Genomic DNA, 21,763 nt, shown 5'->3' with positions numbered 1-21,763 from the left:
TCTGGTGGAGGGTCTCACCTTGCTTCCAGCGCTCCCACATCAGAGCTTTCTGGCTGTCGGTGTAGTAGATCCGAGGTCTTCGCTTCATCGGCAACACTCCTTCTGCCTACGCAGTTCCTAGTGTGTTGCATCGACCGGTTGAATCCGCACTGCACACCTGCTATCGAATGACCGGTGGATGCGCCGCAAACCACCGATCACGTGGTTCTCTTGCGCCTCACCCCCTCGCTATACTCCGCCCATCACGTCAAAAAAAGGCGTGATCGGGTTTGACAGCCCGAAGCAATCTGAGAACGCAAGCCGCAGTCATCCCGTACAGAGTCTGCGGCTTCGCTGTTGCGCCACCAGTTTTGGCGGCTCGAGCGGGGAGCCGCGAGGCTCGCCGGTTTTCCTTGGATTGCCCGGTCTGTCAACCCGTTCGAGTCGCCGCCATCGTTTGACAGCGAGGGCGGCGGTTGTAGCAAACCGCAATCCTTGGAGGCCATTCATGGTCCACCCTACTTGCGCGCCCGCGCGCCACCCAAACGTTTCCCACGGCGGCGATAACCCGCTCCCAAAGACCAGAGACCATCTCGCCGCGCTATCCAAGCAGGCCACCTCCGAGCTCGCCGCATTGAGGGAAGCCTATTGCGCCGCTGCATGCGTCCACGACCTGTTGCTTCAGGCGCAAGGCTCACGCAGCGACGAGAGCCACGTTCGCCACCTCGAAGTGAAAGCTCTCGTGGCTTTGCTGAACTCAGAGTTCGAGCGCCGAACGCAGACCGCCAAGGCGACCATGGCACTGCTCGCCACGGAACGCGTGCCGGCTCAATCCATTTGAAGCGCATTCACCAGCGCGGGACCGGCTCTTCCTTGAGCTGCCTGCGCAGCACCTCATAGTCGGGCACCACGGTTTCGACGGTTTCCCAGAAACGCGGGCTGTGGTCCATCACGCGCAGATGGCTCAGCTCGTGCGCGACCACGTAGTCGATGACCGGCATCCTGAAGTGCACGAGCCGCCAGTGGAGCCGGATGGCGCCATCGGCACTGGCGCTGCCCCAACGGGTGGAGGCATTCGATAACGAGAGCTTGTTCCATCGCACACCCAGCTGAGGTGCGAAATGGTCGAGCCGCTCAATGAAGATGCGCCGCGCCTGTCGCATCAGCCACGCTTGCGCCGCATCGCGAATTTGCGCAGGCGTCGCGTTGTTCGCGAGCGATACGCGCAGGGTGCGAGGCCCGTGATCCGCCGACGCATCGAGCACCGCGCCAACGCCATCGAACGCATGATGCGGGTCGAGCCGCACCACGACCTGCTCGCCGAGAAAAGGAAAGGAAACGCCGTCTTTCCACTCGATCCGCGCCGCTTCGAGGCGCTCCTGCCGCTGCTGGGTCTCGGCCAGCTTGCGCAGGATCCAGTCTGACTTCTCGACGACCGCGGCGTCGACATCGCGCAAAGCCACCCAGCGCGGTGCGCGAACCGACAAGCCCTCGGCGCCCACCACGAACCCAATGGTGCGTCGCTTGCCGCGAGTGAACTCGAACGCCACGCGCGCATTGCCAAGAAGCAGTTCGCGCGAGGCGCGTGGATGGATGAAGCGGGCCGGGCTCAGCGCATCGCCCAGGGGAACAGCAGGCCGATGAGGGCCCGACACCGGCGCATCGACTGCAGGAACATCGAACAGATCCAGCGTGAACTGCAAGAGAGCGCGCATGTCCGGTCGGCCAGGATCAGGCGGTGGTGGAAGTGGGTGCCACCACTGCTGCGACGGCATAGGCCTCCGGATCGAGCCGGCGCATTTCGCCTTCGATCCACGCTTCAACCTCGCGCATCAATTCTTCAGGACGGCGCCCGATGCTCGATATGGCCGGGCCGATCGACACGTCGACCACGCCCGGCCGCTTGATGAAAGCCTTGCGCGGCCAGACCTTGGCCGAGGTCACCGCGACGGGGATCACCGGCACGCCGGTCTCGCAGGCCAGCCGCGTGCCGCCGGTCTTGTAGTTGCCCTTCTGGCCGCGCGGAATGCGCGTCCCTTCGGGGAACATGATGATCCAGATGCCTTGCTCGAGCAGCTTGCGGCCCTGCGCGACGACCTTGTTGAAGGCCTGCGTGCGTTGGCTTCGATCGATATGGATCATGTCCAGACGCGCCATGGCCCAGCCGAAGAAGGGCACGTAAATCAGCTCTTTCTTGAATACGAAAGCCAGCGGGTGCGGCATCAGCGTGGGCATCAGGAAGGTCTCGTAGGTCGACTGGTGCTTGACCAGGAGCACGGCGCCGGCGAGCTGATCGGTCGGCAGGTTTTCCATGCCGGTCACGCGGGTGCGAATACCGAGCAACACGCGCGCGCCGCCGATGGCCCAACTGAGCCAGCGCACGGCCATCCAGTACAGCGGAATGCCGCGCTTCCAGAGCGAGCTGACGCACATGATGATTCCCCACGGAATCACGGTGACTAGCATCCACAGGGCGTGGATCACGGATCGGATCAGATACATCAGATGGCCAGCTTCAAGGCGGCTTTTTCTTCGCGGTCCAGAAGGAAATCGACGAAGGCCGGGAGATCTTCATGGACGCGGGTGTTGGGTGGATATTCAGGTGGCAGCGGCACGCCGCGGCAGGCGGCGCCCATGCCGGTCAGCAGCAGGTGCGGTTCGCACCCTGCCGCCGCGCCGGCCTGCAGGTCGCGCAAGCTGTCGCCAGCGGTCGGGACCTGGCTCAAGTCGACGCCGTAGCGCTCGCCGATCTGCTGAAAGAGCCCGGGCTTGGGCTTGCGGCAACCGCAGTTCTCGTCAGGACTGTGCGGGCAATAGAACACTGCGTCCACGCGGCCTCCGACGGCGGCGAGCATCTTGTGCATCTTGGCATGCATCGCGTTGAGCGACACGACATCGAACAGCCCGCGCCCGAGACCCGATTGGTTCGACGCGATCACGACGTGCCAACCCGCGTGGTTGAGCCTCGCGACGGCTTCGAGCGCGCCAGGCAGCGGCGTCCACTCGAGATCGCTCTTCACGAAGTCCTCGCGATGCTCGTTGAGGCTGCCGTTTCGATCGAGGATGACGAGTTTCATGATGTTCAGCCCTTCGGTACTTCAGGACTTCAGGCCGCAAGCCTCTCGAGTTGTGCCACGCGGTTCATAGAGCGATGCAGCAGCATGAGGAGCCCGAGGCGGTTGAGCCGCAGGTCGGATTCTTCGGCATTCACCATCACGCCATCGAAGAAGGCGTCTACTGGATCGCGCAGCGCGGCCAGGGTCTGCAGCGAAGCGGTGTAGTCGCCCTGGTCGAACTGTGCGTTGGCCGTCGGCACCACGCGCTGCATTGCAGCGTGCAACGCCTTTTCGGCGGTCTCCTGCAGGAGCAGTTCGCTCACGTGGGCATCGGCTTCGGGCGACTTCTTGAGGATGTTGCCGATGCGCTTGTTGGCAGCGGCCAATGCGGGCGCTTCGGGCAAGGACGCGAAGGCACGAACGGCATCGAGCCGCTTCGGAATGGTCGCCCACGCACCCAGCTCACGCACGTTGACCGCGGCGTCGATCTCCACCGCCGAGTAGCCTTCGTCCTTGAAATAGCTCTTCAGCCGTTCGATCAGGAACTCGTCGAGCTCGACGCTCCGGTCTTCCAGGACGCCGGGCGCGAAGACGCCGAAAGCCTGGCGCGTGAGCTCATGGAACCGCAGCGGAAGCGAACGCTCGATCAGCATCCGGACGACGCCCAGGGCATGGCGGCGCAGCGCAAAAGGATCGCGGTCGCCGGTGGGCAGACTGCCGATGCCGAACATGCCGACCAGCGTTTCGAGCTTGTCCGCCAGCGCGACGGCGACGCCGACCGTGTCGCGCGGCAACGAGTCGCCGGCGAAACGCGGCTTGTAGTGGTCTTCGATCGCGTCGGCGACGGTCGCGTCCAGGCCATCGTGGAGCGCGTAGTAGCGGCCCATCGTGCCTTGCAGCTCGGGGAATTCGCCGACCATATCGGTCACCAGGTCGGCCTTGGCGAGTTGCGCCGCCTGCACGGCATGTGCGGCCAGCTTGGCATCGCCGGAAGCGGCGCCCAACTGCTCGCCAATGAGGCGCGCGATCGCCATCACGCGCCGCACCCGCTCTCCCTGCGTGCCGAGCTTGTTGTGATAGACCACCTTGCCGAGCGACTCGACGCGTGAAGCCAGCGACTTCTTGCGGTCCTGGTCATAGAAGAACTTGGCGTCGGCCAGCCGCGGGCGCACCACGCGCTCGTTGCCTCCGATGACTGCGCTCGGATCTTCGGGGCGGATGTTGCTGACGACGAGGAACTTGTTCGTCAGGCGGCCGGCAGCATCGAGCAGCGGAAAGTACTTCTGGTTGGCCTTCATCGTGAGGATGAGGCATTCCTGCGGCACGTCGAGGAACTCGCGCTCGAATTCGCACACCAGTATATTCGGCCGCTCGACCAATGCCGTGACTTCATCGAGCAGCGCGTCGTCATGAATCGGCTGTGTGCCGCCGCCGACCTTCACGGCCGCTTCGGCGAGTTGACGTGCGATCTCGAAGCGGCGCGCCTCGAAGCCGGGGATGACCGCCCCGCCTTCCATCAACTGCTCGGCATAGCTGTTGGCGTCGCGCAGGGCGATCGGATCGACGGTCGCTTCGAAACGGTGGCCGTGCGTCTCGCGCCCGGCCTTCAGCCCCAGCGCCTCGACCGGCACGACCGCATCGCCGTGCAATGCCACCAGACCGTGCGCCGGACGCACGAAGCTCACGCTGGTCCAGCCGGGGAGTTCGCAGCCGGTTTCGAGCTGATAGCTCATGACCTTCGGAATCGGCAGCTTGGCGATGGCTTCGGCGAGCGCCTTCTGCAGGCCTTCGGCGAGGGTCGCGCCCTTGGCGGTGCTTTCGAAGAAGAGCGCCTCGGCCTTGCCGTCCATCGCGCGCCGCAACTCGGGCACCGCACTCGCGTCGGCACCGAGCGCTGCAAGCCGCTTCAGCAGCGCCGGCGTCGGCTTGGCCCCGGCATCGAGACCGACCGCCACCGGCATGAGCTTCTGCGAGACCGCCTTGTCGGCAGCCTGCGAGAACACGTTCGTCAGATGCGCGGCAAGCCGCCGCGGCGATGCGTAAGGCGTGAGCACCGAGCCGGCGTCCGCCAGGCCCGCGGCGACGAGTTGATCGCGCAACACCGAGGCAAAGGCATCGCCCAGCTTCTTGAGCGCCTTGGGCGGGAGTTCCTCGACGAAGAGTTCGACGAGCAGGTTGTTCTTGATGGTCATCGCTCAGGCCGCCTTCTTCGAGATCTGTGCGACCCACTCGCGCGGCGCCATGGGAAACCCGAGCCGCTCGCGGCTATCGTAGTAGCTCTGCGCGACGCTGCGCGCGAGATTGCGGATGCGGCCGATGTAGGCCGCGCGTTCGGTCACGCTGATCGCGCCGCGCGCGTCCAGCAGGTTGAAACTGTGTGCCGCCTTGAGCACCTGCTCGTAGGCCGGCAGCGCGAGCCTTTCTTCCATCAGGTGCTTGGCCTGCTTTTCATGCGCGGCAAAGGCGACGAAGAGGAAGTCGGCGTCGCTCTGCTCGAAGTTGTAGGTCGACTGCTCGACCTCGTTCTGCTTGTAGACGTCGCCGTAGGTGAGCCCGTCGGTCCAGGTCAGGTTGTAGATGTTGTCCACGCCCTGCAGGTACATCGCGAGGCGTTCGAGCCCGTATGTGATCTCGCCGGTGATGGGCCGGCAATCGATGCCGCCGACCTGCTGGAAATAGGTGAACTGGGTCACCTCCATGCCGTTGAGCCAAACCTCCCAGCCGAGCCCCCAGGCGCCGAGGGTGGGGTTTTCCCAATCGTCCTCGACGAAGCGGATGTCGTTCTTCTTCAGGTCGAATCCGAGAGCTTCGAGTGAACCCAAATAGAGCTCGAGGATGTTGCTCGGCGCCGGCTTCAGCACCACCTGGCATTGGTAGTAGTGCTGCAGGCGGTTCGGGTTCTCGCCGTAGCGGCCGTCCTTGGGTCGGCGGCTCGGCTGCACATACGCTGCCTTCCACGGCTCCGGCCCGAGCGCGCGAAGAAAGGTGGCCGTATGCGAAGTGCCTGCGCCAACCTCCATGTCGTAAGGCTGCAGCAGCGCGCAACCCTGGTCGGCCCAGTAGGCCTGAAGCTTGAGAATGATTTGTTGAAAAGTCAGCATGTTGGGCCTGAGGGCCGCAGGAGGGCAAAGAGCCCGCCGACGCGGCGAACCGATCATTTTATTGGTTCGTGTCGCTAGCATGCTGCGGATTGAAGAACAGGAGATCCGATGAATCGTCAGCATGGGCAAACCGCGAAGATACTCATCGCGGGCGCAACCGCGGCGCTGCTGGTGGCGTGCGCCTCGCCAAGAGCGCAACCCGGCGAATGGGCACCCAACCCGCCCAATCCCAGCGCGCCCTATCCGGCCGAATCCCGCATGAAGGGCGAACAGGGCATGGTGCTCCTGCACGTGCGGACGACGCCCGCGGGCCGCCCGGCAGCCGTCGAGGTCAAGCAGTCGAGCGGCTCCGACCGCCTCGATCGCTCCGCCGTCGAGACAGTCTGGAAGTGGCAGTTCAAACCCACCGCGGACGACGGCACCGTAGTCTGGCGCGAAGTACCCATCCGCTTTTTCATCACCGCCCCTCCCCCGCAGGCAACCACGGACTAACCACGACCGTCTCCAGGCGGGCTACCAGAGATACCGCAGATCCGGCTCCGCCGGTCTGCCGGTATCGCCCCCTGCAAGGGGGTGGAGAGCGACACGAAGTGCGCGAGCCTGGGGGTGTATCAATACTCCCAGAAGATCCGCTGCAGTTCCTTGGTGTCGCTGGTCTTCGTCAAGGCGACCATCGCGAGAATCCGCGCCTTGCCGGGGCGCAGGTCGTGCGCGACGACCCAGTCGTACTTGTCGTCGGGCTGCTCGGCGTTGCGCAGCACGAAGCCGTCCGGCACCCGCGAACTGCGGATCACGATGATGCCGTCGCCGCGCACCTTCTGGAGGACGGGCACGAGACGATCGGCCACCGATCCATTGCCCGTACCGGCATAGACCAATGCCTTGATGCCGCTCTTGGAAAGCGCGTCGATGGCCGTCGACGGAACGCTCTGGTAGCCATAGGCAATCTCCACCGGCGGCAGCGCGGTGATGCTGTCGATGTCGAACTCGGACTGCATGGTGTGGCGCTTCACCGGCGCACGGAACCAGTAATTGCGGCCCTCCACGATCATCCCGAGCGGACCCCACTGGCTCTTGAAGGCTTCCGTCTTGATGTTGACCGTCTTGCTGACGTCGCGGCCACTCTGGATCTCGTCGTTCATGGTCACCAGGACGCCCTTGCCGACTGCATCCTTGCTGGCGGCGACATTCACTGCATCGAACAGGTTCAGCGCGCCGTCGGCTGACAGCGCGGTTCCCGGACGCATCGAGCCGACGACGATGATCGGCTTGGCGGTGTGCACCGTCAGGCTCAGGAAATAGGCGGTTTCTTCGAGCGTGTCGGTGCCGTGGGTGATCACGATGCCGTCGACGTCGGCCTGCTTGGACAGCGCCGACACGCGCTTGGCGAGGGTCAGCAGGTTGTCGTTGGTCAGGCTTTCGGAGGCCACCTGGAACACCTGCTCGCCGCGCACATTCGCCACCTTGGAAATCTCGGGCAGCCCTGCGATGAGCTTGTCGACTGGCACTTTGGCCGCCGAGTAGGTGGCGCTGTTGGCCGCCGACGCACCGGCGCCGGCGATGGTGCCGCCGGTTGCAAGGATCACGACGTTGGGCAAGGCCGTCTGCGCGTGCGCGATGGCGCTGGCAGCGAGCAGCGCAGCCGCGCCCGCGAAAGCACGGAATCTGGAGGCGAAGTACATAGGAACTCCTGTTGATGGTTGTGCGATGAAGCGGCGAGACGATATCCAAAGCGCACACCAACGGCGCAGCCGCTCAATGCCAAGCACGCATGCCGTCATGCGAGCGTCACGAAGCATGCGACTGCGACCGGTTTCGGGCAAGCGCTACCATCGCCGGCGACATCCTTCGTTTCAAGCGCGATGACGACCGACACCTCCGTTTCCGTGTCCGACCAGATGCCGGCGCCGAACGGCCCCCTGGCTCGGGCGCGGGCACGGGCACGTCCTGGGCGGGAGCGCATCATGGCGGCGATCCGCGCGGCGGCCATTGCCGAATTCAGCCTTCACGGTCTCAAGGGCGCCTCAACGCAGGCAATCGCGGCGCGCGCCGGGCTGACCAAGCCGCAGCTGCACTACTACATCCCCGGCAAGGAAGAACTCTACGAAGAGCTCCTGATGCAGGTGCTGCACGACTGGAAGGTGGTCTTTTCATTCGAAGATCGCGCGGGCGATCCCGGCGCGGTGCTGGCCGACTACATCCGCAAGAAGCTCGACCATGCCTTCGACAACCCGGAGATCTCGCGCATCTTCACGCGCGAAGTGCTCGATGGCGGCCACAACTTGGAACGCTACTGGCCGAACGCGCGCGCCTGGACACAAAAGAAGGTCGACGTCATCAATGGCTGGATCGCGCGCGGACTGATGCGGCCGATGGATGCGCGCCTGCTCCTGATGCACATCTGGGCCATGACTCAGAGCTATGCCGACTACGCACTGCAGACGCGCGTGATGCTGGGCCTGCCGTCCGATGCGCCGATCGATCGCGAGCCGATCGCGCGAGAACTGGTCGCCTTCGTGACCCTCGGCTGCGGAATCAAGACGCCTTGAGTCGGGCTCCGGCCTCGGGGCGGTGAAAACCCACTGACGGAGACGTCCCGCATTTGGTGCGCAGGATTTGGCACGTCGCTTGCATAACCTGACCACTTGCTCTGATTAAGCGGTCAACACACCATGCGAGTGCTCGTCGTCTATTGCCATCCCGTCGAAACCAGCTTCCATGCGGCGCTGCATGAAGAGGTGCTTCGCAACCTGCGCGCCGCGGGCCATGAGGTGGACGACTGCGATTTGTACGCCGAAGGTTTCGATCCCGTGCTCTCGCGCGAGGAGCGCCTCGGCTATCACGATGTACCGAGCAACCAGCTTCCGCTGAAGCCGTACGTCGAGCGGCTGCAGTGGGCGCAGGCCATCGTGTTCTGCTTTCCGACCTGGTGCTTCGGACTGCCGGCCATGCTCAAGGGCTACTTCGATCGCCTCTTCATGCCCGGCGTGGCCTTCGACCTGAGCGACCCGGCCAACGTGAAGCCGATGCTGACGCACATCCAGCGCATCTCCGCCGTCGTCACCTACGGCCGCCCGCGCTGGGTCGCCTGGTACATGGGGGACCCGCCACGCAAGATCGTGACGCGCTACATGCGCCGCCTGACCGGCAAGCAGGCGCGCGTCGACTACCACGCTCACTACCACATGAATGTGGCGACCGAATCCCAATTGAAGCGCTTCATGTACCGCGTCGGACGGGCGATGGCGCGGTTCGCCTGATCGCCTTCACGACTCCCAATTTGCCGCTTTGCCTCACAGGACCCACCATGCTCCACGGCTACATCCCGCCTCATCGCTTCCTGCCCTATCTCAGCTGGACCGAAATCGACGCGCTGCCCGATCGCGAAAACACGGTGATCGTGCTGCCTTGTGGCGCGATCGAGCAGCACGGCCCGCACTTGCCCTGCTCGGTCGACAGCGTCATTTCCTCGGGCGTGATGGGCAAAGCGCTCGAACGCCTTCCGGCCGAAGTGCGAGCGTTTGCATTGCCGACCATCACCTACGGCAAGTCGGAGGAGCATCTGCACTTCCCCGGCACGATGACGTTGACCGGCACCACGCTGCTGTCGACAGTGATCGAGATCGGCGAGTCGGTGTATCGCTCGGGCTTTCGAAAGCTGCTGTTCGCCAATGGTCACGGCGGCCAGCCGCAGGTGCTCGAGATGGCAGCGCGCGAACTGCGGCTTCGCCATGGCGATTTCGTCGTCGTGCCGCACGGCGTGTCAAGGCTGCCGAGCGCGGCGAGCAAGCAAGTCAGCGAGCAGGAAAAGCGCCTGGCCATGCACGCCGGCCACTCCGAGACGGCACTGATGCTCGCGCTCGCGCCCGACACGGTGCACATGGAATATGCGGCGCCCAACTTTCCGCCGCCTTTTCCGATCAAGCTGCTGTCGCCCGATGGCCGGCCCGCCTGTGCCTGGACAGCGCGTGATTTCGGCCCCAGCGGCGTGATCGGCGACCCGACCAGCGCGACGCGCGAACAAGGCGAAGAGATCCTGGACACCCTGGCCGACAGCTGGGTTCAAGCGCTGACGGAGTTGTACGCACTGCAATGGGTGGTGCGCGACGAGCCCACCTGGGGGCGCGGCCATGAACAGGGTTTCATCCAGACCAGGCAGGCGTTGTCAGGCATCACGGACTGAGGCGCGCTCCTTGCATCGATCCGCCGCAACTTCCTCTTCCATCCATCCGAAAGTCTTCACCATGCGCCAACACATCGCTCCCATCCTCGGTCGTCTCGCCGCCGCAGCCGCGCTTGCCGTTGTTGCGACTGCTCCCGCCCATGCGGAAGACAAGTTCGTCTACATGACCAACTGGTACGCGCAGGCCGAGCACGGCGGCTTCTATCAAGCGGTTGCGCTGGGCATCTACAAGAAGTACGGCCTGGACGTGACCATCAAGATGGGCGGACCGCAAGTCAACATCACGCAGATGATGGCTGCCGGCCAGGCCGATTGCATCATGGGATCGAGCGACATCCAGATGATGCAGGTGCGCGAAGGCGGCGTGCCCGTGGTGAACGTCGCGGCCTTCTTCCAGAAGGATCCGCAGGTCTTGATCGCCCACGACGACGTCAAGAAGTTCGAAGACCTGAAGGGCAAGACGCTGCTTATCGGCGCGCAGGCCAATCGGGGGTACTGGCCGTGGCTGAAGGCGAAGTTCGGCTTCACGGATGAACAGACGCGGCCTTACACCTTCAACATCCAGCCCTTTGTCGCGGACAAGAACGCAGCGCAGCAGGGCTATCTCACCTCCGAGCCCTACGCGATCCAGAAGGCCGGCGTGAAGAGCACGGTGCTGATGTTCAGCGACTTCGGCTTCCCCTCGTATGCCACCACCGTGTCGTGCATGGACAAGACGGTCAAGGAGCGCAACAAGCAGATCGCCGCGTTCGTCAAGGCTTCGGCAGAGGGCTGGAAGAGCTACCTCAACGATCCGGCGCCGGCCAATGCGCTGATCAAGAAGGACAACCCCAACATGACCGACGACCAACTGGCCTACAGCGTGGGCAAGCTCAAGGAAATGGGCATGGTCACCGGCGGCGATGCGGTCACGCAAGGCATCGGCGTGATCACCGACGCACGTACCAAGGCGAGCTACGACTTCCTGGTCGCTTCCAAGCTGCTCGACCCGGCAAAGGTCGATATCGCCAAGACCTACACCACCGAGTTCGTGAAGGACGCCAAGGTCCTGCCCTGAAACACCGGAGGCCTTGGTCTCCCTCGAAAGGCTTTGCATGACTCCATCCGAATCCGCCGACTACGCGCTGCCGATCCAGCGCGCGACATCGATTCCCGCTGTCGAGATCCTGTCGGCCGAGAAGACTTATCCGAACGGCACGCAGGCGTTGCTGCCTGTCGACCTGACCATCGGCGAAGGCGAATTCGTCACGCTGCTCGGTCCGTCGGGCTGCGGCAAGAGCACGCTGCTGAAGATGGTGGCCGGGATGCTCGAGCCGACCGACGGCCGACTGCGCGTCTGGCGCAAGCCCGTGGCGCACATCGATGACAGCGGGCGCAGGATGGCGTTTGTCTTCCAGTCGCCCACGCTGATGCCTTGGGCCAGCGTGCGCACCAATGTGCGGCTGCCGCTCGACCTCGCCGGTGTGCCCCGCAAAGAGGGCGACGCGCGCGTGTCGGAAGCGCTCGAACTGGTCGGGCTCGACAAGTTCGCCACCGCATTGCCGCGCGCGCTTTCCGGCGGCATGCAGATGCGCGTGTCGATCGCTCGCGGGCTGGTGACTCGGCCCGACCTGCTATTGATGGACGAGCCCTTCGGCGCGCTGGACGAGATCACACGACACAAGCTGGACGCCGAACTGCTCGACCTTTGGCGCGAGAAGAGGTTGACGGTGATCTTTGTCACCCACTCGATCCATGAGGCCGTGTTTCTCTCGTCGCGCGTGATCATGATGGCAGCGCGGCCGGGCCGCGTGGTGGAGGAATTCCACATCGACGAGCCCTATCCGCGCGCCGCCGACTTCATGGTGTCGCCGCAATTCAGTCGCTACGCCAGGAAGCTGCAGGACAGCCTGCTGCGGGCGAGCAGTGCTTCCCATGAGGTGACGTGATGAGCGCATTGGCCCCTGCATCCCCCACCGCATCCACCGTACCCCCCGCGTCCGCAAGCACGCGCCCCATGCCGAAAGCATCGATTCAGCGCGCCGCCAGACGAACGCCGCTGCTGCACCAGCCGCGAGTCCAGCGCGTCATGTATCCGCTGCTGGTCGGCGTGGTGCTGGTCGCCATCTGGCAAAGCCTGGTCACCGCGATGGATCTGCCGCCCTATCTGGTGCCGTCACCCTACCTGATGATGCAAACCCTGGTCACCGACTGGGTGCCATTGGGTATGGCGCTGCTGGTCACGCTCAAGATCACCGTGCTGTCCTTCGCCGCCGCAACGATCGCGGGCGTGCTGATCTCTTTTCTCTTCGTGCAAAGCAAATTGATCGAGACCGCCCTCTTTCCGTATGCGGTGCTCCTGCAGGTGACGCCGATCGTCGCGGTGGCCCCGCTCATCATCATCTGGGTCAAGAACCCGACAGCGGCGATGGTGGTGTGCGCCGCGCTGGTGGCGCTGTTTCCGATCATCAGCAACACCACGCTCGGGCTGCGCAGTATCGAGCCCGATCTGCAGAGCTATTTCAAGCTGAATCGCGCCACGCGATGGCAGCAGCTGGTGCGGCTTCGCATCCCGAGTGCGTTGCCCTACTTCTTCGGCGGCTTGCGCATCTCGAGCGGCCTCGCGCTCATCGGCGCGGTGGTGGCGGAGTTCGTCGCGGGCACAGGGGGACAGGGTGCGGGCCTTGCCTACCAGATCCTGCAGTCGGGCTTCCAGCTCAACATCCCGCGCATGTTCGCGGCTTTGCTGCTAATTTCACTGACCGGCGTCGCACTCTTCGTGCTGATGGCCTGGCTCACCAAGCTGGCGCTCGGCTCCTGGCACGCCAGCGAACTTTCCCAGGATTGACTCTCGATGAACGCCCCCATGACCTCGATCGAGCGACTGCACCTCGAACTCCCCGAGCTGGACTGGATCACGGACCCGAGCCGCATCGCGCGGCTGTCGCAAGACTTCGCCTGGTTCAGCCCCGTGCTCAATCGGCAGCTGAAGGACAAGCGCGCCGACGCCGTCGCTCGCCCGCGCACCGAGGATGAAATTCGCTCGCTCGTCAGCGCCTGCGCCCGCCTTGGCGTGCCGATCACCATCCGCGGAAGCGGCACCGGCAACTATGGGCAGACCACACCTCTGGCGGGCGGCGTGGTGCTCGACATGACGAGCTACAACGCCATCCAATGGGTGCAGCCGGGTGTCGCTCGCGCGCAATCCGGCATCCGGCTTGGCGAACTCGAGAAGCACACGAAGCTCTCGGGGCAAGAATTACGCTGCATCCCATCCACCTATCGCAGCGCAACCCTGGGCGGCCTGTTCGGCGGTGGCTTCGGCGGCGTGGGCTCGATCAATTACGGGCCACTCGGCGCCCCAGGCAATGTGCTGGGCCTGCGGGCGATGACCATCGAGGCCGAGCCCCAGGTCATCGAGTTGCGGGGCGCGGAGGCCATGCGCATGCATCACCTTTGGGGCACGAACGGGCTGGTGCTCGAACTGGAAGTGGCGCTCGCACCGGCACACCCGTGGCTCGAAAGCCTCGTGGTCTTCGAATCGTTCGACAAGGCTTTGGGCTTCGCGGATGCGCTCGCGCATGCGCCGGGCATCATCAAGCGTGAAGTGGCCTTCTTCGCGAGCCCGGTGCCCGACCATCTCGCGCAACTCGCCGGGCATCTTCCGAAGGGTTGCCACACCGTCCTTTCGCTGGTTGCCGAATCGTCCGAGCAACCGCTGCGCGAACTCGTGGGTGCACTCGGCGGCGAGATGAGCTACCGAAAGACCGCCGAAGAAGTGCGCAAGAGCAACCGCACCTTGATGGAGTTCACGTGGAATCACACGACGCTTCATGCGCTCAAGGTCGACAAGACACTGACTTACCTGCAAAGCAGCTTCGTGCCGGGCCAACACGTGCAGCAGGTCACCGCGATGGAGCAGTTGTTTGCCGGCGAAGTACTGATGCATGTCGAGTTTTTGCGCGGTCTCGACGGACGAATCACCTGCAGCGCATTGCAGCTCGTGCGCTTCAGCACGGAAGAACGTCTCGATGAAATCATCCGCATGCATCGCGAGCGCGGTGTGCGGGTCAACAATCCGCACGTCTACATCGTCGAGGACGGAAAGGCGGGCGGCGCTTTGCCGCCAGAGATCATCGAGATGAAAAAGCGCTTCGATCCGCTGGGCTTGCTGAACCCGGGAAAGCTGCGCGATTGGCCCGTCAGGCCTTGAAGTCACGCTCCCGGCCGCGACGACGCACGACCAGCGTGCCGATCGTGACTAACAGCGCCAGGCCCCACAACGGCCAGAGGCCGAAGCGCGAAACCCAGATGGCGTAAGGCGTGCGGCCGACGCGGCCCTCGACTTCGGCCTCCAGCACGCCGCGCGTCAACCGTGGCAACTGGTGCGTCACGCGGCCGTGGTGATCGATGATGGCCGTCGCGCCCGTGTTGGTCGCCCGCACCATCGGCCGCTGGAATTCGAGCGCACGCATTCGGGAGATCGCCAGATGCTGGTCGATGGCGATCGAATCACCGAACCACGCGATGTTGCTCACGTTGAGCAAAATGGTGGGTGCATCGGCTTCGTTGCGGAAGTTGGCGCCGATCTCATCGCCGAACAGGTCTTCGTAGCAGATGTTGGGCGCGATGCGCTGACCCTGCCACATGAAGGGGGCCTGCGCGAGTCCACCGCTTTGGAAGTCACCCAACGGGATGTTCATCATGTCGGTGAACCAGCGGAAGAGGCCCGGAATGAACTCGCCGAAAGGCACGAGGTGATGTTTGTCGTAGCGATAGGGCTTCGTATCGCCAGGGCGGAAGGCGATCACCGAATTGCTATATGTGGTGCCGTCCCCCAGCGGGAGCCCCACTATGGCGGCCTGATCGCCACTCGCATACCGTGATGCGATCGCCTCGAGATAACCTGGGGGCATCTGCGAGGGCAAGAGCGGGAGCGCGGTTTCGGGCGTGATCACCAAAGGCGCTGTGGTGTGCTGCAACTGATCGCCGTACCACCGCAACGCCGTGGCCACGCCGCCGCCAGGCACGAACTTCTCGTCCTGGGGAATGTTTCCCTGCAGCAGCGCGAGTCTGAGATGCCCATGCGAGCGGCTGCCATCATCGGCGGATTCGCCGCGCGCCAGTTGGACCAGTGCTGGACCGCAGAGCAGGGCCAGCACGACACCGGCCGATACAGCGAAGAGCCGCCCGCGGGTACGGCGAATGGCCAACGCGGTGAGCGCAGCGATGGCGGCGGCAATCGCGCCGATGCCGTACACGCCGATCCACGGTGCATAGACGGCCAGCGGGCCATCGACGTGCGCATAGCCGCCAGCGCCCCATGGAAAGCCAGTGAACCAACTGCCGCGCAGCAATTCCGCGAGGGTCCACATCGCGGAGAAGAACGCCGCGGCCCCCAGTGGATTCTTTGGAGCGAACGCCACGAAGAGCGCGCACGCCAACACGTAATAGAGCGCCAGTGCGGCCGAAAGCGCGAACACGGCCGTCGCGGCAAGCGGCGCAGCGAGCCCGCCATAGGTGTGCATCGAAATGAAGAGCCACCAGAATGTGCCGCAGAGCCATGCGGTCGAGAACAACCACCCGTAGGCCGCACCAGTGCGCCAGGCGTAGTCTCGGCCGTGGGCCGGACGAAGCGCATCCAACAGCCACACCAATGCGGCCAAAGAAATGAGCTGAAGCCACCACTGCGGCTCCCCGCTCCATGGCGCGGCAATGGAGGCTGCTTGGGCAAGCCCCGCAAGCGCGAAGCCGAGCGCGCGAACCGGCGTTTTCAATCGGCGGCGTCTTCGCCGCGCTTGGGCGAGACCTTGAACCAGCGCACCGCGCCGCCTTTGGTGTGCAGAACAACAAAGTCGAAGCCCCCGAGGGCGTAGTGCTCGCCGCGCTTGGGCACATGGCCCATCTCGTGCGCGATGAGCCCACCGATCGTGTCGAAGTCCTCGCTCTGCGTCTTGTCGTCGAATGTGAGGCCGAAGGCTTCTGCCACGCGCTCGATCGGCGTGTCGCCGGAGACTCGATAAGTGTGATCCGCAAGGCCGAAGATATCGCCTTCGTCTTCGGGAATATCGAACTCGTCCTCGATCTCGCCCACGATCTGTTCGAGAACGTCCTCGATGGTGATCAATCCGGCGACCCGGCCGAATTCATCGATGACAACGGCGAGGTGATTCCGATTCCCGCGGAACTCGCGCAGCAGATCGTTCAGACCCTTGCTCTCAGGCACGAAGGTCGGAGGACGCAGTAGCGCACGGATGTTAAGGCCGGGTGCGCGCTGCAGCTTGAGCAGGTCCTTCGCCAGAAGGATGCCGATGATGTTTTCTTTCTCGCCCTCGTAGACAGGAAAGCGCGAATGGGCCGTGTCGATGACCAGATGCAGCAGGGTGTCGTATGGAGCGTCGATGTTCACGAGGTCCATGCGAGGCGCCGCTACCATGACGTCTCCGGCCGTCATGTCGGCCATCCGAATCACGCCTTCGAGCATCACGCGCGATTCGGCGCCGATGACGTCGTTGTCCTCAGCGTCAGCGAGCGTTTCGATCAGCTCGTCGCGCGAGTCGGGCCCGGGATTGATGAATTCGACGAGCTTCTGGAAAAAGCTGCGCTTGTCTTCGCGTTCGGCGGGCGCGCGTTCAGGGTGTGGATCGGCCACTGCAGGAGGGCAGAGTTGGGGAACAGCAAGGATAACGGAAAGCCGCCGCCCGACCCAAGGGAGCGGCCGCCGGTGCTCAATGTCAACGAGAGGACCGCTCGCGCTCGTCGCGCCCGCCGATTCGGATCGCCTGCAGTTCGGCCAGGAAGGCCCAGAACTGTTTGGCGCGGGTCTTGAGCTGAAAGTCGACCTGGGCGTACTGCTGCAGGGCGATTTCGCTCATGCGGCTGTCAAGGGTGGCGGGCGGCAGTTGCAGGTGCGCCTCGGACTCCGAACCGCTTCGCACGACGGTCGCGCCCGCATTGCGCGCGATCTTGAGCATCGCGGCGTTCTCGCTCAGTGCATGGATGAACAGCATGCCGACGCCTTCGTTGCGCGCGGCTACGACCGCACGTTCGAACAACCGCGCGCCGTAGCCACGGCCCCGCGCGTGTTCGGCAACCGAAACGCCGAATTCAGCGCAGTCCTGCTGCTGTCCAGGGGGCGAAAACGCGAGATGTGCCATGGCAATCAAATCCAGGCGCCGGTTGTAGATGCCGAAGAGTTCGTCGCGCTGGAAATCCAAGCCATTGACATAGCGCTGAATCTGTTCGTCGGATGCTGGATAGCCAAAGCGTAAATAGCGATCGTGCTGGCCGAGAGAAAGCAAGTGCTGAGCGATTCGACCGCGTTCGCGCGGGCCGATCGAACGGATCGGCACCATGACGGGAGCCGGCGCGGTCGCCGGCGAGTGCGTCTCGACCATCGACACCTTCATAAGCGAGCCGAGGCCGAACACGGCTTTGAGGAGGACCTTAGCGGTAAGCATTGCTCAAATATAAGGGTTTTCCCTAGATCAACAAGGTGCCACGCCGAAAGCGGGTGTCATTGGTGAACAAATACCAATCGCCGCTAAGCGAGCGTTCGCTTACCGCTACACGGGCACTGCCGTTGTTGCCTTGACCCGATCAAGCACAAAGCTTGTCTTGCAGTCCTGAACGCTTGGATGCTTCAGCAGCGTGTCCATGATGAAACGGCTGTAGTGAGCCATGTCTGCTACGAGCACCCGCAGGAGATAGTCCATGTCGCCCGTCAACGCGGCGCACTCCACCACTTCGGGCCAGGTCTGCACGCTCGCCCGAAACAAATCCATCGGATTTCGCTTATGGCTCTCGGTGTGTTTCTCTAGACGGACATTCAGGTATGCGGTCAATCCGAGACCCACGGCCTCGGGTCTGACGAGCGCGACGTAGCGATCGATGACGTGAGCCTCTTCAAGGCGCTTGACCCGCCGCAGCACAGCGCTGGAAGAAAGGCTGACCTGCTCGGCGAGTTGGTCGTAAGTGGCGCGCCCATCACTCTGCAGGGTGAGCAAAATGCGCCTATCTATCTTGTCCAATGCGTCCATCCGCACATTTTTGCAGGATTTCTGCGCCAAAGCCGGCAAACAGGCGCAGAAACGCCGGAATCATGATGGCTCGCACTCTTACAGTTCCAAACGGACGCAGCGAAACTGCGGCGAGACACTGACCTTTTCCCCCGAACCATCCGGAGACAGCGCCATGAGCACCGCCGAATCTACCGCTTTCACGCCCTGGGAAAACCCAATGGGTACCGACGGGTTTGAATTCATCGAGTATGCCGCCCCCGATCCTGTGGCCATGGGCAAGGTCTTCGAGCAGATGGGTTTTCGCCCCATTGCCAAGCATCGCCACAAGAATGTGCTTCTGTATCGCCAAGGCACGATCAACTTCATCGTCAATTCAGAGCCTGATTCATTTGCTCAGCGCTTCGCTCGCCAGCACGGGCCGAGCATCTGCGCGATTGCGTTCCGGGTCCAAGATGCGAAAGCGGCCTACGAGCGCGCCATTTCACTTGGAGCTTGGGGTTTCGCACCAGGCGCTGGCCCCGGCGAACTGAACATCCCCGCCATCAAGGGAATTGGGGACAGCCTGATCTATTTCGTTGATCGCTGGCGCGGCAAGAACGGCGCACAGCCCGGCGACATCGGCAACATCGGGTTCTATGACGTGGACTTCGAGGCGCTTCCGGGTTTGAGTGCGGTCGAGGCGCTCGCGCCTGAAGGCCATGGCCTCACATATATCGACCACCTCACCCACAACGTGCATCGTGGGCGGCTGAAGGAATGGGCCGACTTTTACGAGCGCCTGTTCAATTTCCGCGAGATCCGCTATTTCGACATCGAAGGTCAAGTCACTGGCGTGAAGAGCAAAGCCATGACGAGCCCGTGCGGCAAAATCCGCATTCCAATCAACGAGGAAGGCAATGAAAAGGCCGGCCAGATCCAGGAGTACCTGGACAGCTATCGCGGCGAGGGTATCCAGCACATTGCAATGGGCTCGCGCGATCTGCCGGGCTCAGTCGACGCGTTGCGTGCCTCGGGCGTCAAGCTCCTGGACACCATCGACACCTATTACGAACTGGTCGACAAGCGGATCCCCGGCCACGGCGAAGATGTCGCCGCCTTGAAGCAGCGCAAGATCCTGATCGACGGCAAGAAGGGCGCGCTGTTGTTGCAGATCTTCAGCGAAAACCAACTAGGGCCCATCTTCTTCGAATTCATCCAGCGGAAGGGCGACGACGGTTTCGGCGAGGGGAATTTCAAGGCGTTGTTCGAAAGCATTGAACTCGACCAGATGCGGCGCGGCGTGCTTGCCGCCGCACAATAGGCGCTTCTTTCTTCAGGAGAGCTTCGCATGCGGCCAACGTCTTCAGTTCGACCATGCCTCTGGACCTTGGCTGCGGCGTTGACGTTGACGTTGACGTTGACGTTGACGTTGACGTTGGGAGGCTGTGCGATATCGCCTCATCCACAGGGTTCGGCGGCCTCACGCCTCGATGCGGTCCAGAAGGCCGGTGTTGTCCGCGTTTGCACTCCCGGTGACTACAAACCTTTCAGCTTCCAGAAGACGGACTCAAGCTACGAGGGAATCGACATCGACTTGGTGACGGCATTCAGCAAGAGTCTGGGCGCCAATCCGGAGTGGATTAAGACGACCTGGGCAAACCTGTTGCCCGATTTGGCGGCCGGAAAATGCGACATTGCGGTGGGGGGTGTCTCGGTGACGACCGATCGTCAAAAGCGCGCCTTCTTCAGCGCGCCTTACATGGTCAACGGGAAGACCCCGGTCGCACGTTGCGCGGACAAGGCCAAGTACCAGACCATTGCCCAGATCGACCAGCCCACAGTGAAGGTGATCTTCAATCCGGGCGGTAGCAACGAACGGTTCGCGCGCCAAAATTTCAAGCGCGCGCAGCTCACGGCACACGGCGAGAACGTGACGATCTTCGACGAGATTCTTGCTAATCGAGCTGATGTGTTCGTGACAGAGTCAGCCGAGGCCATCACGCAACAGAAGCTCAAGCCCGGGCTGTGCGCCATCAATCCCTACAAGCCGCTGCAATACGGAGAAATGGCGTGGATGCTCCCGCGCGATGACGTGGCCTTCAAAGCCTATGTCGACCAATGGCTGCATCTTTCGGTTGCGGGGGGTGATTTTCAGCGCGTCGAGGATCGCTGGCTTAAGTAGCGCCGTCGTGGATTCGAATTGATCCGTGAGCGAGACGGGTTGCCGCCTCGCTGGCGCCAATCGAGTCACAAGTCTGACTCTGAGCATCCGTGGTCTCAAGGCTCAATCGAGCAAAGCCAGCGTTTCGCGCCTCACTCGGTCGTTGAAGGCCATCTCAACATGTCCACACCCGGCAACGAGGCGGTTGTCGGCTCCGGACAGCGTAGCCACTGATGTCGGAAAGACGATGTTGTCGCTGTTGGAATACCAACACGTGAACGGCACATGTCGCGGGCCTGTTCGTTCGCAGTCGATCTTCTTCAGCCAGTCGCCGCCGATACGCATTTCCCGACCGTTCGCCGTGCGTCCGAAACGTGCGAGCCAGGTGCCTTGATGCGGCGTAGCTATCGTGACAATGCGAGAGACACGTGCGCCGTCGGCCTGTCGTAGCCAAGCGCGTGCGGCAAGGCCGCCCATGCTATGGCAGATCAGGAGCGGCGAGCGGCCGGTAGCGGCCGTCACTCGAGCAATTGCGTCATCCAAGATCTTTGCATAGTTGTCGATTGAGCCGAACGCGGGCGCAAGATCAACGGCAACGAAAACATGCCCAGTCTTTTGCAGCTGGTTCAACCACGGATTCCACAAGCCACGGTTGCAGACGAATCCGTGGATCAGGACAGCACCGCACCGCGTGTCCGGGCTGAGGTTGTCCGGGATCGCTCGCGAACGAAAGGGCTGTTGCCAGCAAAAGACGCGAGGCGCTGCCCAGCACTCTGCAATCCAAGCGAGCAAATATTGCATCACTGAGGCTCGAGGAACTGGATCGTTAGCCCCCATACGATAGCTCGTGACGAATTCGACGGCAAGAAAGCATGCATGGCCAAAAAGCAAGGCACATAGGCCAGTGACAGCGACGGCGGGTGAGTGCGACCACCAAAAGCTCGGCCATAAGATTGCGATCGCAAGCCAACTCAATATCAATCGACGCTGTAGACGAGCAATCATGGCGCAACTATCGCATGCGCAACTGTGGAGCGAGCATCGCCCCGTTAGGCCTTGGCCTGCCGGCAGCGCAAAGTCTCCGCGTGATGGACTTCCACAGGCATGGCCGGGTCCGCGAATTGCCTCCTATCTGAATGGAGGCGAGGGGATTGAAGGTGATGGGAGGGCGCGGAACGCAAAAAGCCCAGCCTGAGAGGGCTGGGCTTTTTGGGGCTGTAAGAGCCTGACGATGACCTACTTTCACACGGGAACCCGCACTATCATCGGCGCTGAGGCGTTTCACTGTCCTGTTCGGGATGGGA

22 protein-coding genes and 1 rRNA gene are annotated in these 21,763 nt (G+C 63.1%); 11 read left to right on the top strand and 12 right to left on the bottom strand.

Translation table 11 applies throughout. The features are described 5' to 3' along the window. Positions 1-487: 487 nt before the first annotated feature. A complete protein-coding gene (locus tag AC1DEK_RS29895; RefSeq protein WP_478128949.1) occupies positions 488-820 on the top strand; it encodes a hypothetical protein in 333 nt (110 codons plus the stop codon). A gap of 7 nt (positions 821-827) precedes the next feature. On the opposite strand, the gene AC1DEK_RS29890 is transcribed toward AC1DEK_RS29895, so the two are convergent. From AC1DEK_RS29890 to glyQ, 5 genes are read right to left on the bottom strand one after another with little or no spacing between them, the layout of a single operon-like run. Beyond that, the gene (locus tag AC1DEK_RS29890; protein WP_478128948.1) at positions 828-1,694 is read right to left on the bottom strand and encodes a M48 family metallopeptidase; all 867 of its coding nucleotides are present in this window, start codon (positions 1,692-1,694) and stop codon (positions 828-830) included. A 16-nt stretch (positions 1,695-1,710) separates the two neighbouring features. After that, positions 1,711-2,481 (bottom strand): lysophospholipid acyltransferase family protein, encoded by a 771-nt coding sequence (locus AC1DEK_RS29885; protein WP_478128947.1) that lies wholly within the window; start codon positions 2,479-2,481, stop codon positions 1,711-1,713. After that, a complete protein-coding gene (gene gmhB / locus AC1DEK_RS29880) occupies positions 2,481-3,056 on the bottom strand; it encodes a D-glycero-beta-D-manno-heptose 1,7-bisphosphate 7-phosphatase (RefSeq protein WP_478128946.1) in 576 nt (191 codons plus the stop codon). The genes AC1DEK_RS29885 and gmhB overlap by 1 nt, the downstream gene beginning before the upstream one ends. Positions 3,057-3,085: 29 nt before the next feature. After that, positions 3,086-5,227 carry a glycine--tRNA ligase subunit beta gene (glyS, locus tag AC1DEK_RS29875; protein WP_478128945.1) on the bottom strand — a complete coding sequence of 714 codons (2,142 nt, stop codon included), beginning with the start codon at positions 5,225-5,227 and terminating at the stop codon, positions 3,086-3,088. A gap of 3 nt (positions 5,228-5,230) precedes the next feature. Continuing rightward, a complete protein-coding gene (gene glyQ / locus AC1DEK_RS29870; protein WP_478128944.1) occupies positions 5,231-6,136 on the bottom strand; it encodes a glycine--tRNA ligase subunit alpha in 906 nt (301 codons plus the stop codon). A gap of 108 nt (positions 6,137-6,244) precedes the next feature. Between glyQ and AC1DEK_RS29865 the strand changes: the two genes are divergently transcribed. After that, a complete protein-coding gene (locus AC1DEK_RS29865) occupies positions 6,245-6,628 on the top strand; it encodes an energy transducer TonB (RefSeq protein ID WP_478128943.1) in 384 nt (127 codons plus the stop codon). A 119-nt stretch (positions 6,629-6,747) separates the two neighbouring features. On the opposite strand, the gene AC1DEK_RS29860 is transcribed toward AC1DEK_RS29865, so the two are convergent. Then, positions 6,748-7,818 (bottom strand): type II asparaginase, encoded by a 1,071-nt coding sequence (locus tag AC1DEK_RS29860; RefSeq protein WP_478128942.1) that lies wholly within the window; start codon positions 7,816-7,818, stop codon positions 6,748-6,750. 180 nt (positions 7,819-7,998) lie between these two features. Here AC1DEK_RS29860 and AC1DEK_RS29855 point away from each other — a divergent pair, with 180 nt between their 5' ends. The 7 genes from AC1DEK_RS29855 (at position 7,999) to AC1DEK_RS29825 (ending at position 14,511) form a co-directional block, all read left to right on the top strand. Continuing rightward, the gene (locus tag AC1DEK_RS29855) at positions 7,999-8,685 is read left to right on the top strand and encodes a TetR family transcriptional regulator C-terminal domain-containing protein (protein ID WP_478128941.1); all 687 of its coding nucleotides are present in this window, start codon (positions 7,999-8,001) and stop codon (positions 8,683-8,685) included. 123 nt (positions 8,686-8,808) lie between these two features. Then, the gene (locus tag AC1DEK_RS29850) at positions 8,809-9,396 is read left to right on the top strand and encodes an NAD(P)H-dependent oxidoreductase (RefSeq protein WP_478128940.1); all 588 of its coding nucleotides are present in this window, start codon (positions 8,809-8,811) and stop codon (positions 9,394-9,396) included. Positions 9,397-9,443: 47 nt separating this feature from the next. Then, complete coding sequence (locus AC1DEK_RS29845) at positions 9,444-10,319, top strand: creatininase family protein (RefSeq protein WP_478128939.1); 876 nt, start codon at positions 9,444-9,446, stop codon at positions 10,317-10,319. A gap of 61 nt (positions 10,320-10,380) precedes the next feature. Then, positions 10,381-11,376 (top strand): ABC transporter substrate-binding protein, encoded by a 996-nt coding sequence (locus tag AC1DEK_RS29840; protein ID WP_478128938.1) that lies wholly within the window; start codon positions 10,381-10,383, stop codon positions 11,374-11,376. Positions 11,377-11,413: 37 nt separating this feature from the next. Beyond that, entirely contained in the window at positions 11,414-12,247 is an 834-nt protein-coding gene (locus AC1DEK_RS29835) for an ABC transporter ATP-binding protein (protein WP_478128937.1), read from the top strand. Positions 12,248-12,315: 68 nt separating this feature from the next. Next, positions 12,316-13,146: an ABC transporter permease gene (locus AC1DEK_RS29830; protein WP_478128936.1), complete on the top strand. Its 831-nt coding sequence runs from the start codon at positions 12,316-12,318 to the stop codon at positions 13,144-13,146. 6 nt (positions 13,147-13,152) lie between these two features. Continuing rightward, complete coding sequence (locus AC1DEK_RS29825) at positions 13,153-14,511, top strand: FAD-binding oxidoreductase (protein WP_478128935.1); 1,359 nt, start codon at positions 13,153-13,155, stop codon at positions 14,509-14,511. Here AC1DEK_RS29825 and lnt read toward each other — a convergent pair. From lnt to AC1DEK_RS29805, 4 genes are all read right to left on the bottom strand, one after another. Then, entirely contained in the window at positions 14,501-16,075 is a 1,575-nt protein-coding gene (lnt, locus tag AC1DEK_RS29820; RefSeq protein ID WP_478128934.1) for an apolipoprotein N-acyltransferase, read from the bottom strand. The genes AC1DEK_RS29825 and lnt overlap by 11 nt on opposite strands. Beyond that, entirely contained in the window at positions 16,072-16,950 is an 879-nt protein-coding gene (locus AC1DEK_RS29815) for an HlyC/CorC family transporter (protein ID WP_478128933.1), read from the bottom strand. Before AC1DEK_RS29815 ends, lnt begins: the two co-directional genes overlap by 4 nt. Before the next feature lie 82 nt (positions 16,951-17,032). Then, on the bottom strand, positions 17,033-17,758 hold the full coding sequence (locus tag AC1DEK_RS29810) for an N-acetyltransferase family protein (protein ID WP_478128932.1): 726 nt from the start codon (positions 17,756-17,758) through the stop codon (positions 17,033-17,035). Positions 17,759-17,863: 105 nt separating this feature from the next. Continuing rightward, on the bottom strand, positions 17,864-18,337 hold the full coding sequence (locus tag AC1DEK_RS29805) for an Lrp/AsnC family transcriptional regulator (protein ID WP_478128931.1): 474 nt from the start codon (positions 18,335-18,337) through the stop codon (positions 17,864-17,866). Between the two features lie 154 nt (positions 18,338-18,491). Here AC1DEK_RS29805 and hppD point away from each other — a divergent pair, with 154 nt between their 5' ends. Continuing rightward, a complete protein-coding gene (gene hppD, locus AC1DEK_RS29800) occupies positions 18,492-19,619 on the top strand; it encodes a 4-hydroxyphenylpyruvate dioxygenase (RefSeq protein ID WP_478128950.1) in 1,128 nt (375 codons plus the stop codon). A gap of 27 nt (positions 19,620-19,646) precedes the next feature. Beyond that, positions 19,647-20,480 (top strand): transporter substrate-binding domain-containing protein, encoded by an 834-nt coding sequence (locus AC1DEK_RS29795; RefSeq protein ID WP_478128930.1) that lies wholly within the window; start codon positions 19,647-19,649, stop codon positions 20,478-20,480. Between the two features lie 102 nt (positions 20,481-20,582). Here AC1DEK_RS29795 and AC1DEK_RS29790 read toward each other — a convergent pair whose 3' ends face one another. Together AC1DEK_RS29790 and rrf are read right to left on the bottom strand one after the other, a co-directional pair. Further along, complete coding sequence (locus AC1DEK_RS29790; protein ID WP_478128929.1) at positions 20,583-21,260, bottom strand: esterase/lipase family protein; 678 nt, start codon at positions 21,258-21,260, stop codon at positions 20,583-20,585. A 422-nt stretch (positions 21,261-21,682) separates the two neighbouring features. Beyond that, positions 21,683-21,763: ribosomal RNA gene (gene rrf / locus AC1DEK_RS29785) — 5S ribosomal RNA — on the bottom strand; the annotation flags it as partial.

Source organism: Variovorax sp. 10N420, assembly GCF_056394705.1.
The sequence above is the reverse complement of the archived record's forward strand: the minus strand, read 5'-3'. Positions and strand labels throughout refer to the sequence as shown.

What these genes read in the sequence shown, in the direction of transcription:
- AC1DEK_RS29895 (WP_478128949.1), top strand. Translation starts at nt 488, where the DNA reads ATGGTCCACCCTACTTGCGCGCCCGCGCGCCACCCAAACGTTTCCCAC.
- AC1DEK_RS29890 (WP_478128948.1), bottom strand. Translation starts at nt 1,694, where the DNA reads ATGCGCGCTCTCTTGCAGTTCACGCTGGATCTGTTCGATGTTCCTGCA.
- AC1DEK_RS29885 (WP_478128947.1), bottom strand. Translation starts at nt 2,481, where the DNA reads ATGTATCTGATCCGATCCGTGATCCACGCCCTGTGGATGCTAGTCACC.
- gmhB (WP_478128946.1), bottom strand. Translation starts at nt 3,056, where the DNA reads ATGAAACTCGTCATCCTCGATCGAAACGGCAGCCTCAACGAGCATCGC.
- glyS (WP_478128945.1), bottom strand. Translation starts at nt 5,227, where the DNA reads ATGACCATCAAGAACAACCTGCTCGTCGAACTCTTCGTCGAGGAACTC.
- glyQ (WP_478128944.1), bottom strand. Translation starts at nt 6,136, where the DNA reads ATGCTGACTTTTCAACAAATCATTCTCAAGCTTCAGGCCTACTGGGCC.
- AC1DEK_RS29865 (WP_478128943.1), top strand. Translation starts at nt 6,245, where the DNA reads ATGAATCGTCAGCATGGGCAAACCGCGAAGATACTCATCGCGGGCGCA.
- AC1DEK_RS29860 (WP_478128942.1), bottom strand. Translation starts at nt 7,818, where the DNA reads ATGTACTTCGCCTCCAGATTCCGTGCTTTCGCGGGCGCGGCTGCGCTG.
- AC1DEK_RS29855 (WP_478128941.1), top strand. Translation starts at nt 7,999, where the DNA reads ATGACGACCGACACCTCCGTTTCCGTGTCCGACCAGATGCCGGCGCCG.
- AC1DEK_RS29850 (WP_478128940.1), top strand. Translation starts at nt 8,809, where the DNA reads ATGCGAGTGCTCGTCGTCTATTGCCATCCCGTCGAAACCAGCTTCCAT.
- AC1DEK_RS29845 (WP_478128939.1), top strand. Translation starts at nt 9,444, where the DNA reads ATGCTCCACGGCTACATCCCGCCTCATCGCTTCCTGCCCTATCTCAGC.
- AC1DEK_RS29840 (WP_478128938.1), top strand. Translation starts at nt 10,381, where the DNA reads ATGCGCCAACACATCGCTCCCATCCTCGGTCGTCTCGCCGCCGCAGCC.
- AC1DEK_RS29835 (WP_478128937.1), top strand. Translation starts at nt 11,414, where the DNA reads ATGACTCCATCCGAATCCGCCGACTACGCGCTGCCGATCCAGCGCGCG.
- AC1DEK_RS29830 (WP_478128936.1), top strand. Translation starts at nt 12,316, where the DNA reads ATGCCGAAAGCATCGATTCAGCGCGCCGCCAGACGAACGCCGCTGCTG.
- AC1DEK_RS29825 (WP_478128935.1), top strand. Translation starts at nt 13,153, where the DNA reads ATGAACGCCCCCATGACCTCGATCGAGCGACTGCACCTCGAACTCCCC.
- AC1DEK_RS29810 (WP_478128932.1), bottom strand. Translation starts at nt 17,758, where the DNA reads ATGCTTACCGCTAAGGTCCTCCTCAAAGCCGTGTTCGGCCTCGGCTCG.
- AC1DEK_RS29805 (WP_478128931.1), bottom strand. Translation starts at nt 18,337, where the DNA reads ATGGACGCATTGGACAAGATAGATAGGCGCATTTTGCTCACCCTGCAG.
- hppD (WP_478128950.1), top strand. Translation starts at nt 18,492, where the DNA reads ATGAGCACCGCCGAATCTACCGCTTTCACGCCCTGGGAAAACCCAATG.
- AC1DEK_RS29795 (WP_478128930.1), top strand. Translation starts at nt 19,647, where the DNA reads ATGCGGCCAACGTCTTCAGTTCGACCATGCCTCTGGACCTTGGCTGCG.
- AC1DEK_RS29790 (WP_478128929.1), bottom strand. Translation starts at nt 21,260, where the DNA reads ATGCAATATTTGCTCGCTTGGATTGCAGAGTGCTGGGCAGCGCCTCGC.